This is a genomic window from Aestuariimicrobium sp. G57, assembly GCF_050110855.1.
GTDB lineage: Bacteria > Actinomycetota > Actinomycetes > Propionibacteriales > Propionibacteriaceae > Aestuariimicrobium.
In genome coordinates, this window is sequence record NZ_JBNINW010000001.1 from 67681 (window position 1) to 82580 (window position 14900).

Annotated in this window: 14 protein-coding genes; 9 read left to right on the plus strand and 5 right to left on the minus strand. The window is 66.9% G+C overall.

What is annotated here, in order from left to right; translation table 11 throughout:
* Window positions 1-64: 64 nt before the first annotated feature.
* The 4 genes from ACQCX5_RS00325 (at window position 65) to rny (ending at window position 3936) form a co-directional block, all read left to right on the plus strand.
* A complete protein-coding gene (locus ACQCX5_RS00325) occupies window positions 65-259 on the plus strand; it encodes a DUF3046 domain-containing protein (protein ID WP_434540039.1) in 195 nt (64 codons plus the stop codon).
* A 296-nt stretch (window positions 260-555) separates the two neighbouring features.
* Window positions 556-1614, plus strand: a complete 1059-nt coding sequence (gene recA / locus ACQCX5_RS00330) for a recombinase RecA (protein ID WP_434540690.1) — start codon at window positions 556-558, stop codon at window positions 1612-1614.
* A gap of 110 nt (window positions 1615-1724) precedes the next feature.
* On the plus strand, window positions 1725-2183 hold the full coding sequence (locus tag ACQCX5_RS00335) for a regulatory protein RecX (protein WP_434540691.1): 459 nt from the start codon (window positions 1725-1727) through the stop codon (window positions 2181-2183).
* A 97-nt stretch (window positions 2184-2280) separates the two neighbouring features.
* Window positions 2281-3936: a ribonuclease Y gene (gene rny, locus ACQCX5_RS00340; protein WP_434540040.1), complete on the plus strand. Its 1656-nt coding sequence runs from the start codon at window positions 2281-2283 to the stop codon at window positions 3934-3936.
* Between the two features lie 27 nt (window positions 3937-3963).
* On the opposite strand, the gene ACQCX5_RS00345 is transcribed toward rny, so the two are convergent.
* The 4 genes from ACQCX5_RS00345 to ACQCX5_RS00360 form a co-directional block, all read right to left on the minus strand.
* Window positions 3964-4851, minus strand: coding sequence for an amino acid ABC transporter permease (locus ACQCX5_RS00345; protein ID WP_434540041.1), 888 nt, complete (start codon window positions 4849-4851; stop codon window positions 3964-3966).
* Entirely contained in the window at window positions 4848-5540 is a 693-nt protein-coding gene (locus ACQCX5_RS00350) for an amino acid ABC transporter permease (protein ID WP_434540042.1), read from the minus strand. The genes ACQCX5_RS00345 and ACQCX5_RS00350 overlap by 4 nt, the downstream gene beginning before the upstream one ends.
* A 101-nt stretch (window positions 5541-5641) precedes the next feature.
* Entirely contained in the window at window positions 5642-6457 is an 816-nt protein-coding gene (locus ACQCX5_RS00355; protein ID WP_434540043.1) for a glutamate ABC transporter substrate-binding protein, read from the minus strand.
* Between the two features lie 84 nt (window positions 6458-6541).
* The gene (locus ACQCX5_RS00360) at window positions 6542-7369 is read right to left on the minus strand and encodes an amino acid ABC transporter ATP-binding protein (protein WP_434540044.1); all 828 of its coding nucleotides are present in this window, start codon (window positions 7367-7369) and stop codon (window positions 6542-6544) included.
* 126 nt (window positions 7370-7495) lie between these two features.
* Here ACQCX5_RS00360 and miaB point away from each other — a divergent pair, with 126 nt between their 5' ends.
* On the plus strand, window positions 7496-8968 hold the full coding sequence (gene miaB / locus ACQCX5_RS00365) for a tRNA (N6-isopentenyl adenosine(37)-C2)-methylthiotransferase MiaB (RefSeq protein WP_434540045.1): 1473 nt from the start codon (window positions 7496-7498) through the stop codon (window positions 8966-8968).
* A 75-nt stretch (window positions 8969-9043) separates the two neighbouring features.
* Here the strand turns inward: miaB and ACQCX5_RS00370 are convergent, their stop codons facing one another.
* A complete protein-coding gene (locus tag ACQCX5_RS00370; RefSeq protein ID WP_434540046.1) occupies window positions 9044-9256 on the minus strand; it encodes an antitoxin in 213 nt (70 codons plus the stop codon).
* Between the two features lie 126 nt (window positions 9257-9382).
* Between ACQCX5_RS00370 and miaA the strand changes: the two genes are divergently transcribed.
* The 4 genes from miaA (at window position 9383) to ACQCX5_RS00390 (ending at window position 14897) form a co-directional block, all read left to right on the plus strand.
* Entirely contained in the window at window positions 9383-10306 is a 924-nt protein-coding gene (gene miaA, locus ACQCX5_RS00375; RefSeq protein ID WP_434540047.1) for a tRNA (adenosine(37)-N6)-dimethylallyltransferase MiaA, read from the plus strand.
* Window positions 10307-10373: 67 nt separating this feature from the next.
* Window positions 10374-11207 (plus strand): diaminopimelate epimerase, encoded by an 834-nt coding sequence (gene dapF / locus ACQCX5_RS00380; RefSeq protein ID WP_434540048.1) that lies wholly within the window; start codon window positions 10374-10376, stop codon window positions 11205-11207.
* A gap of 78 nt (window positions 11208-11285) precedes the next feature.
* Entirely contained in the window at window positions 11286-12809 is a 1524-nt protein-coding gene (gene hflX, locus ACQCX5_RS00385) for a GTPase HflX (protein ID WP_434540049.1), read from the plus strand.
* Between the two features lie 135 nt (window positions 12810-12944).
* A complete protein-coding gene (locus ACQCX5_RS00390; RefSeq protein ID WP_434540692.1) occupies window positions 12945-14897 on the plus strand; it encodes an ATP-dependent DNA helicase in 1953 nt (650 codons plus the stop codon).
* The last annotated feature ends 3 nt before the right edge of the window (window positions 14898-14900 follow it).

Sequence of the window (14900 nt, forward strand, 5' to 3'; positions counted from 1 at the left end):
CGGACAATTTCGTGGGTGCGCGGCGCAGCCAACCGGCGCCGGAGGGCGGTTGTAGGATTCCGGGGTGCGGGAAGCGGAACTGTGGCAGCGGCTCGAGCGGCATCTGGGTGCGAACTATGCCCGCAGCTGGGCCGACCAGTACAGCCTGTCGGCGCTGGGGGGACGGACGGTGGCCGAGGCATTGGCCGCCGGTGTCGATGGCAAGAAGATCTGGCGCGCCGTGTGGCAGGCGCTGGACCTGCCATTTCGTGAACGCTGAGGCGACGAGCCGTCGAACTGCTGCACTGCAAGGGCGGACACGCTGGGCGGACATTGGACGATTCGAACGCATGTTCGGTAGGGTGTTGGCTGCAGGACGCGGAGGGCCAGCCGGGGTTATCCACAGGCAGGGGGTTGGGCGAAGCGTTTTGTCGGTGGTGTCGCCTAGTGTCGTCACTGCAGCACGGATCACGAACAGCTCAGATCACGACAGCCCGGATCACAGCACAACGTCATACCCACAACCCTCACCACCCCACCCACTTGCCGTCACCGCACGGCCGCTGAAAGGAATTCCTGATGGCAGTTGCAGACCGTAACAAGGCGCTGGAGGCAGCGCTCGCGCAGATTGAGAAGTCGCACGGCAAGGGCTCGGTGATGCGCCTCGGTGACGAGACCCGCCAGCCGATTGCCTTCATCCCGACAGGCTCGGTGGCCCTCGATGTGGCTCTCGGCATCGGCGGGCTCCCGCGTGGCCGCATCGTCGAGATCTATGGGCCGGAATCCAGCGGTAAGACCACCGTCGCCCTGCACGCGATCGCCAACGCCCAGCGCGAGGGCGGCATCTGTGCCTTCATCGACGCCGAACATGCCCTCGACCCCGACTATGCCAAGAAGCTCGGTGTCGACACCGACGCGCTGCTGGTGAGCCAGCCTGACAATGGCGAGCAGGCGCTTGAGATCGCCGACACGCTGGTTCGCTCGGGGGCGTTGACGCTGATCGTCATCGACTCCGTGGCGGCGCTGACCCCGCGTGCCGAGATCGAGGGTGAGATGGGCGACAACCACGTGGGCCTGCACGCTCGCCTGATGAGCCAGGCACTGCGCAAGATGGCCGGCGCGCTCAGCGGGGCCGGCACGACGGCGATCTTCATCAACCAGCTGCGCGAGAAGATTGGTGTGATGTTCGGCTCGCCCGAGACCACCACCGGCGGTCGTGCGTTGAAGTTCTATGCCTCGGTGCGGCTGGACGTGCGTCGCATCGAGACGCTGAAGGACGGTACCGAGTCGGTGGGCAACCGCACCCGGGTCAAGGTCGTCAAGAACAAGGTGGCCCCGCCCTTCAAGCAGGCCGAGTTCGACATCATCTACGGTCTGGGGATCAGCCGCGAGGGTTCGCTGATCGACATGGGCGTTGATGGCGGCATCATCCGCAAGGCTGGTGCCTGGTTCACCTACGAGGGTGAACAGCTTGGCCAGGGCAAAGAGAATGCGCGCAACTTCTTGAAGAGCAACCCTGATGTGGCTGCAGAGATCGAGGGACGCATTCGCAAGGGCCTTGGCCTCGACGGGGCCGCCGATGCTGAGTCGGTGCCCGATGGTGTCGACCCGGTGACCGGCGAGGTCGACTTCTGAGCGCCGATGACGACGGTGAGCGCCCCCGCTTCCGGCGGGGGCGCAGGCCCGACACACCTCGCGGCAGCGCCCCGTCGCCTGCAGATGAGCTCGAGCGCGCCCGCGAGGTCATCCTGCGCAAGCTGTCGTTGAGGGCCCACAGCAGGGCAGAGCTCGAGAAGGCGCTCGCCGACAAGCAGGTTCCGGACGATGTCGCCGAACAACTGCTAGGGCGGTTCACCGAGGTGGGGCTCGTTGACGACGCCGCCTTTGCTGCGCAATGGGTGCAGTCGAGGCACCGGGTAGGTCGGTTGTCCAGACGGGCCCTGGCCGACGAACTTCGCCGCAAGGGGATCGACCGTGACGTGATCGCCGAGGCCACTCAAGCCCTCGACCACGACGACGAGGTCGCCGCGGCGATGGACCTCGCTGCTCGCAAGCTGCGGTCGATGGCGTCGATCACCGATCCCATGGTCCGAAGGCGCCGGTTGGCTGCTGCCCTGGCCAGGCGCGGCTACGGCTCCGATGTCGTGCACACGGTGGTGACCAGGGTGCTCGCCGATCCCGCCGACCCGCTCGACACGGTCTGAGCGGTCTGCGGCACTAGGGTGGTGCCACGCGCCATGACCGGTGCGGTGACGTGGCGCATGTCGATGTGGCACGGCGTGGTGGCAGAAGGAGCGCAAGATGTCGGACGCAGTCTGGACGGCGATTGTCGTGGTGCTCGCGGTCGGCCTGGTGGCACTGGGCGCCGCGCTGTGGCGCCTGCGCCGCTCGGTCCCGTCCGCTGGTCAGTGGCGCAGTGAACAGGCCGACACGCTGTCGCGCATCGCTGCCGAACGTGATGCCCTCGCCAGCGATGCCCACGGACTGGCCACCACCAGCGGAAGTCTCGACGCCCGCGCGTCGGCCCTTGACCAACGCGCAGCTGAAGTCGACCAGCGTGAGGCGGCGCTGGCCAGCCAGACCGAAGCCCTGCGCCAGACCCGGACGGAGCTTGACGAGGCTGGTCGCCAGGAGCGCAACGCACTGCGTGACCTGCATGACCAGCTGAACCGACGTGATGCAGTGCTCACCCAGCGCGAACAGCGTGTGGAGCAGCTCACGGCAGAACAGCGCGCCCGTGACAAGCAACTCGGTGACCGCGAGCAGGAACTCGTCGTGGGGGAGCAGGCGCTCACCGTGCGTCTGGGATCCGTCGATGCCGAACTCGAGCGCATCGCGTCGCTCTCGGCAGAGGATGCCCGCACCGAAGTGCTCGCGCGGGCTGAGCACGACGCCAGACTTGCGAGCGCCCGGGTGATCCGCGACATCGAGCGGGACACCAAGCGCGAGGCCGATGCCATCGCACGCAGCGTGATCGTCACGTCCATCCAGCGCCTGGCTGCAGACCAGGCCGCCGACGCGGTGATCACCGCAGTTCACCTGCCGAGTGAAGAGATGAAGGGCCGCATCATCGGCCGTGAGGGTCGAAACATCCGAACCTTCGAACAGGTCACGGGCGTGAACGTGATGATTGATGACACCCCCGAGACCGTGCTGCTGTCCAGCTTCGACCCTGTACGTCGAGAGGTGGCCAGGGTCACGCTTGAGGCGCTCGTGGCCGATGGGCGCATTCAGCCGGGTCGCATCGAAGAAGTGCACGAGCGCAGCCTCGCCCAGGTCTCCGAGCGCAGCCAGCGTGCCGCTGAGGATGCCCTTGCCGAGGTGGGCATCACCGACCTCGCCCCAGACCTGGTGCCCGTGGTCGGGGCGCTCAAGTACCGCACCTCGTATGGCCAGAACGTGCTTCAGCACTCCCTCGAGACGGCGCACCTGGCCAACCTGATGGCCCATGAACTCGGTCTCGACGCTGCGACGGCCACCCGCGCCGGGTTCCTGCACGACATTGGCAAGGCACTCACCCATGAAGTCGAGGGACCGCACGCCGAGATCGGCGCCGACCTGTGCCGTCGCCACGGCGAGCACGAGGACGTGGTGCACGCCATCGCCGCCCACCACAACGAAATCGAACCACGCACGGTCGAGGCCTTGCTGGTGCAGGCGGCGGACGCCATCTCGGGATCGCGTCCGGGTGCCCGGCGTGAATCGCTCGAGGCGCACGTGCGCCGACTGACCCGGCTCGAGGAGATCGCCATGGACCAGCCCGGGGTCGACCGGGCCTTCGCCATGCAGGCGGGGCGTGAGCTGCGCATCATGGTGCTGCCCGAACTGGTCGATGACCTCGGCTCACAGGCCATCGCCCGCGACGTGGCGCGCACGATCGAGGAAGAGCTGACCTACCCCGGGCAGATCCGCGTCACCGTGGTGCGGGAGTCGCGGGCCACCCAGACGGCGCACTGACAGGGGCAGGTCCCACCGGGTCGGCGGTCAGGCTTCGGGGCGGATGTTCGTGTTCGCCGTCCCCGGCACGGGCACCGCGCCGACGCCGACCGACTTGCCTGCGCGACGACCGCGCAGGCGCCGCTCGACCCACGCCGCGAACAGTGTCAGGCCGTAGTTCATGACGATGTACATGCCGGCCGCGAAGATCAGGGCGACCATCACGCCACCACTCGAGAACAGCGTCTGCACCGAGCGCAGCAGGTCGGGGTAGGTGACGATGTAGCCGAGGGCGGTGTCCTTCAGCACCACGACCAACTGGCTCAGCAGCGAGGGCAGCATGGCGGTGATCGCCTGGGGCAGCAGCACCGACGTCAGCGTCTGGTGGTCGGTCAGCCCGACGGCATAGCCGGCTTCGCGCTGGCCCCTGGGCAGGGCATGCACACCGCTGCGCACCAGCTCGGCAATGACCGAACCGTTGTAGAATGTGAGGCCGACGACCACACCCACGAAGGGAATCTGGTCGGGGGCCACGATGCCCGGGTTGTAGAGCAGCAGGTAGTAGCCGAGCAGCATCATCATCAGCACCGGCACCGAGCGGAAGAACTCCACCACGATCCCCGCAGGGATGCTGACCACCTTGTAGGGACTCAGCCGCAGGATGCCGAAGACCAGGCCAAAAATGATGGACAGCGCCACCGCCACCCCGGCGGCCTTCAGCGTCGCCCACAGGCCGGGCAGGATGTACTCGGTCCAGGAGTCAGCTTCGAGGAACCGCTTCCAGAGGTCCCAGTTGAGCACCTGGGCGCGCAACAGGTACAGGGCCACCACGCCGAGCACGATGCAGATGAGGACGCCGACGATGCCGACGACATTGCTCCACATGCGGCCCCGAGGACCGGGGGCATCAAAGATGACCGAGGCGTCGCTGCTCATCGTGCCACCGTCAGCTTCTTCGACATGCGGGTGAAACCGATGCCGACGGGAAGGGTGAGCAGCACGAAGCCCAGCGCGATGATGAAGAAGCTCAGGAAGATGAGGTCTGGCCGGAACTCGATCATCAGCTTCATGGCGTTCGATGCCTCGATCGCGGCGACGGTGGCCACCACGGTCGTGTTCTTGGTGAGCGCGATGAGCGTGTTGCCGAGCGGCGCGATGGCGCCCCTGAGGGCCTGGGGCATGATGACCTCGCGGACCGAGCCGAAGAATGAGAGCCCGATGGCGCGGGCCGCTTCGGCCTGGCCCATCGGAACGGTGTTGACGCCAGAGCGGATGGCCTCGGCGACGAAGCTGGCGTGGTAGATCGCCAGACCGACGCAGGCCCAGGCGAAGTTGTGCCAATTGATGTCGGCGTCGGCGGGCAGAAGGTACCAATTCATCGACAGCATCAGGCCGAACACGCAGAAGAAGATCACGATCGTGAGCGGGGTGTTGCGTACCAGGTTGACGTAGGCGGTGCCGAAGAACCGCAGCGCCGGCACCGGGCTGATGCGCAGCACCGCGATGACCACGCCGATCAGGAAGGCGCCGATGCCGCCGAAGATGGTCAGCAGGATGGTGAACCCGAAGGCTTGGATGACGTCGAACTCCCTGATGAGTTCGGCGATGTCGCTGAAGAGGTTCATCGGCATCTCCTGAGGTGTTGAGGGGCCCGGGACGCAGACGCCGTGGTTGCGTCCCGGGCCTTGGGTGGGTGCGGGTCAGCGGGCCCCGCCGGTCAGCTGGATCAGCTGCAGGCGTCCTGCGTCGGTGCCGCGGGAACCTTGTAGCCCGACGGGCCGACGGTCTTCTCGATCGCCTTGGCCCAGTCGCCCGAGTCGATCATCTTCTTGATGGCGGTGTTCACCTTGGTGCACAGCTCGGTGTCACCCTTCTTGAGGCCGACGCCGTAGCGCTCCTCGCTGAACGGGGCGCCGACGACCTTGAGCTTGCCCTTGTATGCGTCCTGGGCGGCGAAACCGGCCAGGATCACGTCGTCGGTGGTGACTGCGTCAATCGAGCCGTTCGCCAGGGCGTCAACACACTTGGAGTAGGTGTCGAACTCCTGCAACTGCACGCCGGGTACCTTCTCCTTCACCTTGGTGGCCGAGGTCGACCCGGTGACCGAGCACAGCTTCTTGCCGGAGAGGTCATTGGTGCCGGCGATGGTGGAATCCTGCTTCACCAGCAGGTCCTGGCCGGCGATGAAGTACGGTCCGGCGAAGCTGACCTTCTCTTTGCGGGCATCAGTGATCGAGTAGGTGGCAAAGATCAGCTTGACCTGTCCGCCCATGATCAGGTTCTCGCGCTGGGCCGAGGGCGATTCCTTGAACTCGATCTTGTCCTCGGCGTAGCCCAGTTCCTTCGCGACGTACTTGGCGACCTCGACGTCGAAGCCTTGGTAACCGTCGCCGACCTTCTGGCCCAGACCGGGCTGGTCGAACTTGATGCCGATGACGATCTTGTCATCGGTCGCCCCGGTGTCCTCGCCGCCGCAGGCGGTCAGGCTCATGGCCAGGGCCAGCGCAGCGGCCGCTGCGCCGATCTTCTTGTAGAGCTTCATGGTGGAGCCTCTCTTGATTTTCAACGGGTTGTCCCTGCCGTGGGGTGGTGGGTCAGGGCAGCGTGGGTCAGTACTGGATGGGGGTCAGTGCAGGATCTTGGACAAGAAGTCCTTAGCACGCCCACTTTGCGGGTTGGTGAAGAATGATTCGGGGTCGGCTTCTTCAACGATCGCACCGTCGGACATGAAAATGACCCGGTCAGCGGCCTTTCGTGCGAAGCCCATCTCGTGGGTGACGACGATCATGGTCATGCCCTGCTGGGCCAGGTCGACCATCACATCGAGCACCTCGTTGACCATCTCGGGGTCGAGTGCCGACGTGGGTTCGTCGAACAACATGACCGCCGGGTCCATGGCCAGTGCACGGGCGATGGCCACCCGCTGCTGCTGGCCACCGGACAGCTGGGCCGGGTACTTGTGGGCCTGGTTGTCGACGCCGACACGGGTGAGCAGCTTCATCCCGTTCTCGTCGGCCTTGGCCCGCGGGATCCTGCGCACCTTGGTCGGCCCCAGGGTGACGTTTTGCAGGATGGTCTTGTGGGCGAACAGGTTGAACGACTGGAAGACCATGCCGACCTTGGCACGCAGGGCGGCCAGCGCCTTACCCTCTTCCGGCAGCACCTTGCCGTCGATCGTGATCGTGCCCGACTCGATGGTTTCGAGCCGGTTGATCGTACGGCACAGGGTCGACTTGCCAGACCCGGACGGGCCGAGCACCACGACAACCTCGCCCTTCCTGACCGAAAGGTTGATGTCCTTCAACACGTGGTTGTCGCCGAAGTACTTGTTGACGTCCTTGAGCACGACAAGGTCCTCGGTGCCGGGCGTCGTCGCCTGGGCCGGGGCGCTGGGGTTCTCGACGACTGGGATGTCTGCCGCCGTCTCGCCGGGCTCCGTGCTGCTCTCACTCATGCGATGCACACTAGGGGTCGCGGGTTCATCGTGGTTGGGTTTCGCGCCAGCTGTTGTAGAAGTGTTGCAAGCCCGTCACGAGGTCGATTGGGTCGTCGCGGGTGCCGCGCCTAGAATCCTGCCATCATGAGCGACCTGCTGACCGGCACCAACCCAGCGCGCAGCTACCAGGTGATCACCTATGGCTGCCAGATGAACGTCCACGACTCCGAGCGCATCTCGGGCCTGCTCGAAGAGGCGGGGTATGTGCGCCACGAGGGCGAGGAATCCGCCGACCTCGTGGTGTTCAACACCTGTGCCGTGCGCGAGAACGCCGACAACCGGCTCTATGGCAACCTGGGCCACATCGCCTCGGTCAAGGCCACCCGGCCCGGCATGCAGATCGCCGTCGGCGGCTGCATGGCACAGAAGGACCGCGATGTCATCACGAAGAAGGCGCCCTGGGTCGACGTCGTCTTCGGCACCCACAACGTCGGCTCGCTGCCCGTGCTGCTCGAGCGGGCGCGCATCGCCGAGGAGTCCCAGGTCGAGATCGTGGAGGCATTGCAGACCTTCCCCTCGAACCTGCCCACCCGTCGCGAGTCCGCCTATGCCGCCTGGGTCTCGATCAGCGTCGGGTGCAACAACACCTGCACCTTCTGCATCGTCCCGGCTCTGCGCGGCAAAGAGACCGACCGTCGCCCCGGTGACATCCTGCGAGAGATCGAGGCGCTGGTGGCCGAAGGGGTGCAGGAGATCACCCTGCTGGGCCAGAACGTGAACTCCTACGGTGTCGAGTTCGGCGACCGCGGCGCGTTCGCCAAGTTGCTGCGTGCATGCGGGGACATCGACGGCCTGGAACGGGTGCGGTTCACCTCGCCCCACCCGGCCGCGTTCACCGACGATGTCATCGCTGCGATGGCCGAGACGCCCAATGTGATGCCACAGCTGCACATGCCGCTGCAATCCGGCTCTGACAAGGTGCTGCGGGCGATGCGGCGGTCCTACCGCTCCGAGAAGTTCCTCGGCATCCTCGACCGCGTCCGCGCCGCGATCCCGGATGCGGCGATCACCACGGACATCATCGTCGGCTTCCCGGGCGAGACCGAGCAGGACTTCCAGGACACATTGCGCGTGGTCGAGCAGTCCCGCTTCGCCTCGGCCTTCACGTTCCAGTATTCGATCCGTCCGGGCACCCCGGCCGCCACGATGCCCGACCAGGTGCCCAAGCACATCGTCCAGCACCGCTACGAGCGGCTCGTCGACCTCGTCAACGACATCACCTGGCGTGAGAACCAGCAGTTGGTCGGCCGCGACGTCGAGGTGATGTTCGCCGATGGTGAGGGTCGCAAGGACGACGAGACGCACCGCATGTCGGGGCGTGCCCGCGACAACCGGCTGGTGCACGTGTCGGTCGAGGGCCTGGCCGAGCAGGACCGGCCCCGTCCGGGCGACATCGCGACCGTCGAGGTGACCCATGCCGCGCCGCACCACCTCAACGGTGACGCCGGGATCCGTGACCTGCGCCGTACCCGCGGCGGCGATGCCTGGCAGGCTCGCCGTGAGGCGCCGGTGGCCAAGGGCGTGAGCCTGGGCATGCCGAGCCTTCGTCGCGGCTGAACGCCCCGCAGACCGTGCACGCGACGCGGCCCGGAACCCTCACGGGTTCCGGGCCGCGCGCAAGCTGGGGATCGGTCAGAGGTTGCCGGTCTTGTCCTGGACGAAGCCTTCACCCTGCTCGATCTGGCCTTCGAAACGGCCACCAGTCTTCTCATTGGCGAAGTCGCCGGCCCGGTCAACGGCCGAGTCGATCCTCTCCTCGTTCGAGTTGACGGCGTCCTTGGCCCGCTCTGCCAGGTCGTCCTTGTTCTCGTCGAAGGCGTCCTTCGCCCCGTCAAGCAGTCCCATGGTCAGTCCTCTCGGTTGGTTGTCGGACCTGTCCAGTCTTGTTCGGCTCCACACAGATGTCAGGCATTCGGAAAGATTTGCGCAGCCAGCCTTCAGGAAACGTTGTCACGGTTGAGAGGGGGCAGAATGGACGCCGTGCAACCCCCGATCATCCAGCTGGTGGGCCCGACTGCCAGCGGCAAGTCGGGTCTGGCCGTCGACCTCGCCGAGCTGCTGCAGCGCCAGGGTCGTCCAGCCGAGGTCGTCAACGCCGACTCAATGCTGGTCTACCGCGGCATGGACATCGGTACGGCCAAACCCACCCCGGCCGAACGCCGGGGCATCGCCCACCACCTCATCGACATCATGGACGTCACCCAGACGGCATCGGTCGCCGAGTTCCAGACGATGGCACGCCGGGCGATGGCAGGTTTGCGGGGCCGCGGCATCATCCCGATCCTGGTGGGCGGCTCCGCGTTGTACAGCCGTGCCATCACCGACGTGTTCGAGTTCCCCGGCACCGACCCTGCGGTGCGCGCGCACTGGGAAGCCCGCCTCGCCGAGGTCGGGCCGCAGGTGCTGCATGCCGAATTGGTGGCCCGCGACCCCGCGGCCGCCGCCGAGATCCTGCCCGGCAACGGACGACGGATCGTTCGGGCCCTCGAACTGCTCGACCTCGACCAGGACCTGCGCCCGACGCTGCCCACCTGGACGTACGCACTCGAGGGCGTCACCACAGTGGGCCTGCAACTCGAACGCGCGGTCATGGACGAGCGCATCAACGCACGTGTGCAGCAGATGTGGCGCGACGGGCTGGTCGATGAGGTTTCGGGCCTGGTGCCGCTCGGGCTGCGCGAGGGACGCACGGCATCGCGGGCGATCGGCTACCGGCAGGTGCTGGGCCTGCTCGATGGCCAGATCAACGAACAGCAGGCTCAGGATGAGGTGGCGGCCGCCACCCGGCGGTTCGCGCGCAAGCAGTTGGGCTGGTACCGGCGCGACCACCGCGTCACCTGGGTCGCGGCAGGGCTCGAGGCGCGCGATCTGCTGCCCTTTGTGCCGGACGAGTAGCCTGTGCCAGCAAGAATTTCGGGGCACCCGCTTGCCGGGTGCCGGGGGTGATGACAAGGTGTCAGACATGCGGACGCTTTCATTCGCGAAGGGGCATGGCACCCTGAACGACTTCATCGTGACGGTGGACAGGCACGACAACAGGCCCTTGTCGGCCGAGGACGTGCGGCTGCTGTGCGATCGGCGCGCCGGCATCGGGGCCGACGGGGTGCTGCGCGCTGTCGTCGCCAAAGAGATCCCCGATTGGGGCGGCGACCCCGCAATCTGGTTCATGGACTACCGCAACGCTGACGGGTCGATTGCCGAGATGTGCGGCAACGGCACCCGGGTCTTCGGTCGTTACCTGCTCGACAACGACCTGGTGTCTGGTCGCGAGGTTGAGATCGGCACTCGTGCTGGGGTGCGTCGGTTGACCTTCCACTCCGATGGGTCCATTTCGACCGCCATGGGCCCCGTGATCATCGCCGACGAGCCGGTGCAGGTGGCCTTGAATCACGGCGCGGCCACCTTTGACGCCAGCAAGGTTGATGTGGGCAACCCCCATGCGGTGGTGCTGCTCGGACCTGATGACGACCTGAACGCGCTCGACCTGACCCAGCCGCCCGTCTGGACGCCGCCCGAGGCTTTTCCCCACGGTGTCAATGTCGAGTTCGTGCAGCGCATCGACGACGACCACCTGGCGATGCGGGTCTACGAGCGTGGCGCCGGCGAGACCATGTCGTGCGGTACGGGCGTGGTGGCGTCCGCGTCGGCCCACGCACGAGCCCACGGCAGCGGGTCCGGCCACATCCGGGTCGACGTCGCCGGGGGAGTGCTGTCGGTCGACCTCACCGGCGATGAGGCGATACTGCGCGGCCCGGCAGTGATCGTCGGACGCGGCGAGTTCCTGCTCCCGGACTGATCCTGGGCCCTGCGGACTGCTTCGCTCCGGCGAAAAGGACTGTCGTGGCACGCCCTGAGGTGGCAACATTGAGGGACGATGACTCACGCCCCCAAGCTCAACGAATCCGCCTTCTATGGTGGCGTCGCCGATGACGATGCGCCCTTCGACGATGTCGACCTGGTCGATCCCTGGTCGGAACCCGACCCTGAGGACGACGAACCCGACCACCGGGCCGGAGGCAACTACGACGGCGACCAGCTCGACCTCGCCGAGCGCCGCTCACTGCGGCGGGTGGCGGGATTGTCCACCCAGCTGGACGACATCAGCGAGGTCGAGTACCGCGAGCTGAAGCTGGAGCGGGTCGTGCTTGTCAGCGTCTGGACCAGCGGCAGCCAGGCCGACGCCGACAACGCCATGATCGAGTTGAAGATGCTGGCCGAGACGGCAGGCTCCCAGGTGCTCGAGGGGTTGGTGCAGCGACGCCAGAAGCCCGACCCGGCCACCTTCATCGGTCGCGGCAAGGTCGATGAGGTGCGAGACGTGGTCGTCGCCACCGGCGCCGACACCGTGATCTGTGATGGCGAACTCGAGGCCGCCCAACTGCGAAACCTTGAGGACCGCATCAAGGTGAAGGTGGTCGACCGTACGGCGTTGATCCTCGACATCTTCGCCCAACACGCCAAGAGCGTCGAGGGCAAGACCCAGGTCGAACTGGCCCAGCTGAACTACCTCAAGCAGCGCCTGCGCGGCTGGGGTGGCAACCTGTCCCGCCAGGCGGGCGGCCAGGCAGGTGGCGGTGTCGGCATCGGTGGCCGCGGCCCCGGTGAGACCCGCATCGAGACCGACCGGCGCCGCATCAACACCCGTGTGGCCCAGCTGCGGGCCCGCCTGCGCGACATGGAGTCGACCCGCGCCACCAAGCGCGCAGACCGGGTGCGCAACCGCATCCCCTCGGTGGCCATCGTCGGCTACACCAATGCCGGCAAGTCCTCACTGCTCAACAGGCTCACGAGTGCTGGCGTACTGGTCGAGAACGCCCTGTTCGCCACCCTCGACCCGACGACGCGGCGCACCGAGACCCGTGACGGGCGCGTGTTCACCCTCACCGACACGGTTGGGTTCATCCGGCACCTGCCGCATGACCTGGTCGAGGCGTTTGCGTCGACCCTCGAGGAATCGGTGCAGGCGGACCTGCTGTTGCACGTGGTCGATGGTTCCGACCCCGATCCCGTCGGTCAGGTCAACGCCGTGCGCCAGGTGTTGAGCGACATCGGGGCTGCAGATCGTCCCGAACAATTGGTCATCAACAAGATCGACGCCGCCGACCCCACGCAACTCACGATGCTTCGCGCGCAGTTCCCGGACGCGATCTTCGTCTCGGCGCGCACTGGCTCGGGCATTCGCCAATTGCGTGAGGTCACCGAGGACCGCCTGCCGCTGCCCGAGGTCGAAGTGCACGCGCTCGTGCCGTGGACGCGTGGCGACCTGGTCGACAAGGCACATCGGCTGGGCAGCCTCGTCTCGCAGGAGCACACGGGCGAGGGCACCCTGTTGGTGGCCCACGTGCATCCAGAACTCGCCGCAGAGTTCAGCGAGTTCCTGGTGGAGCCTGCTGGCTGAAGTGCCGCGGACCCTGTGGATAACTGACTGCTGTTCGTGGGCGACCACTACAGTGGCCGGGTGCCCACCCATCAGGATGTTCTTGCCGCTGCCGTTGCCGACCTCGGCGGCGCGCCCCGCCCCGGCCAGCAGCAGATGGCTGATGCCATCGCGGCGACGCTGTCAACAGGCACGCACAGCCTGGTGCAGGCCGGCACGGGCACGGGCAAATCGCTGGGATATCTGACGCCCGCGCTGACCCACCTGGCAGAGGGTGGCGCACCCATTGTGATTGCCACCGCCACGCTTGCCCTGCAGGCACAGCTGGCCACCAAGGACATCCCGGCCGCGCTCGATGCCGTCGAAGAGGTCACGGGGTTCAGGCCCACCGCAGCGATCCTGAAGGGCCGCACGAACTATGCCTGCCTCTATCGCACCCGCGAAGGCCTGGGCGAAGAGCAAGAGGCCCTGCTGGGCGGCACCGAACTGGCCGCCGCGACGCGCAACGCCGACCGCGCCTCGGCTGTGGGCGCCGAAGTGGTCATGTTGCGCGAATGGGTCGAGACGCAGGTCAAGGACAAGCAGCTGGGCGACCGGGATGACGCGCCGAGCCACACCCCTGCGGCCTGGGCGCAGGTGTCCATCCCGGTGCGCGAGTGCCTGGGGGTGAACCGCTGCCCCTTCGGCAGCGAGTGCCTCGTCGAGTTGTCCCGCGAACGGGCCCGGGCGGCCGACCTCGTGGTGACCAACCATGCCCTGCTCGCCATAGATGCCATGCACGGCGGCACAGTGCTGCCCGAGCATGGGGCAGTGATCATTGACGAGGCCCACGACCTGGTCTCCCGGGTCACCGGTGCTGCCAGTGATGAGTTGAGCCCGCAGATCATCGAACGGGTGGCGCGGCGCGCACTCGGTTGGCTCACCGATGAGGCGGGCGTCGAACTGCTCGAGGCCGCCGAGGCGCTCGAGGACACCCTGGCGGCGGCTGAACTCGCCCGCATCACTGAGGATGGCCCGCTGGTGAGGGCATTTGCGCAGGTGCGTGACGCGGCGCGCAAGGCGACCAGTGAACTGACGGGCAAACAGGACCAGGGCCGGACCGTGCGCGGCGATGATGCCGAGAAGTCCCAGGCGGCAGCGGCCGTCAAGGAGATCTTCGACATCGCCGAACGGATGGCGGCGCTGAAGGGCACCGATGTGGTCTGGGTCTCTGAACGCGAGCGTGCTGGTCGATGGGCGCATGTGGCCCCCCTGTCGGTGGCGGGGCTCATGCGCGAGAAAGTGTTCGGCCAGACGCCCACGGTGCTGACGTCCGCGACGCTGACGGTGGGCGGCGAGTTCGAGAACGTCGCTGCGAGCGTGGGACTCAGTCGCAAGCAGCGGGTGGCCGACCCGGGTGTGGTGCTCGACGAGGAGGATGACGACGCGCCGTGGGCGTGGGCGGGCATCGATGTCGGTTCGCCGTTCGACTACCGCAAGCAGGGCATCCTGTATGTCGGTGCGGGGCTGCCGAACCCGCGTCGCGACGGGATGGCACCCGAACTGCTCGCAGAGATTGCGGAGCTCGTCTGGGCGGCGGGTGGTCGCACGCTCGGGCTGTTTGCCTCACAGCGAAATGCCACCGAAGCGGCCAAACATGTGCGTGCCCAACTGCCGAACATGACCATCCTGTGCCAGGGCGAGTCGCAGCTGAGCGACCTGACGAGCAGGTTCATCGCCGATCCCTCGGTGAGCCTGTTCGGCACGCTGTCGCTGTGGCAGGGGATCGACGTGCCCGGTGAGACGTGTGAACTCGTCATCATCGACAAGATCCCCTTTCCCCGCCCGGACGACCCGCTCATGCAGGCACGTCAGCAGGCCGTCACCGAGGCTGGCGGCAACGGCTTCATGTCGGTGGCTGCCGCCCATGCCGCGTTGCTGCTGGCCCAGGGCAGCGGGCGCCTCATCCGGCGCTCGACCGACCGTGGCGTCGTCGCGGTGCTCGACCCACGGCTGGTGACGGCCCGCTACGGCGGGTTCCTGCGCACGTCCCTGCCGGAATACTGGATGACCACCGATCGTGAGATGGCCGTGCAGGCGCTGCGTCGCCTGCAGCAGGCGCGCGACTGAGGC

What these genes read in the sequence shown, in the direction of transcription:
- dapF (WP_434540048.1), top strand. Translation starts at nt 10,374, where the DNA reads ATGCGGACGCTTTCATTCGCGAAGGGGCATGGCACCCTGAACGACTTC.
- miaA (WP_434540047.1), top strand. Translation starts at nt 9,383, where the DNA reads ATGGACGCCGTGCAACCCCCGATCATCCAGCTGGTGGGCCCGACTGCC.
- ACQCX5_RS00360 (WP_434540044.1), bottom strand. Translation starts at nt 7,369, where the DNA reads ATGAGTGAGAGCAGCACGGAGCCCGGCGAGACGGCGGCAGACATCCCA.
- ACQCX5_RS00345 (WP_434540041.1), bottom strand. Translation starts at nt 4,851, where the DNA reads ATGAGCAGCGACGCCTCGGTCATCTTTGATGCCCCCGGTCCTCGGGGC.
- ACQCX5_RS00350 (WP_434540042.1), bottom strand. Translation starts at nt 5,540, where the DNA reads ATGAACCTCTTCAGCGACATCGCCGAACTCATCAGGGAGTTCGACGTC.
- ACQCX5_RS00390 (WP_434540692.1), top strand. Translation starts at nt 12,945, where the DNA reads ATGGCTGATGCCATCGCGGCGACGCTGTCAACAGGCACGCACAGCCTG.
- hflX (WP_434540049.1), top strand. Translation starts at nt 11,286, where the DNA reads ATGACTCACGCCCCCAAGCTCAACGAATCCGCCTTCTATGGTGGCGTC.
- rny (WP_434540040.1), top strand. Translation starts at nt 2,281, where the DNA reads ATGTCGGACGCAGTCTGGACGGCGATTGTCGTGGTGCTCGCGGTCGGC.
- miaB (WP_434540045.1), top strand. Translation starts at nt 7,496, where the DNA reads ATGAGCGACCTGCTGACCGGCACCAACCCAGCGCGCAGCTACCAGGTG.
- ACQCX5_RS00370 (WP_434540046.1), bottom strand. Translation starts at nt 9,256, where the DNA reads ATGGGACTGCTTGACGGGGCGAAGGACGCCTTCGACGAGAACAAGGAC.
- ACQCX5_RS00355 (WP_434540043.1), bottom strand. Translation starts at nt 6,457, where the DNA reads ATGAAGCTCTACAAGAAGATCGGCGCAGCGGCCGCTGCGCTGGCCCTG.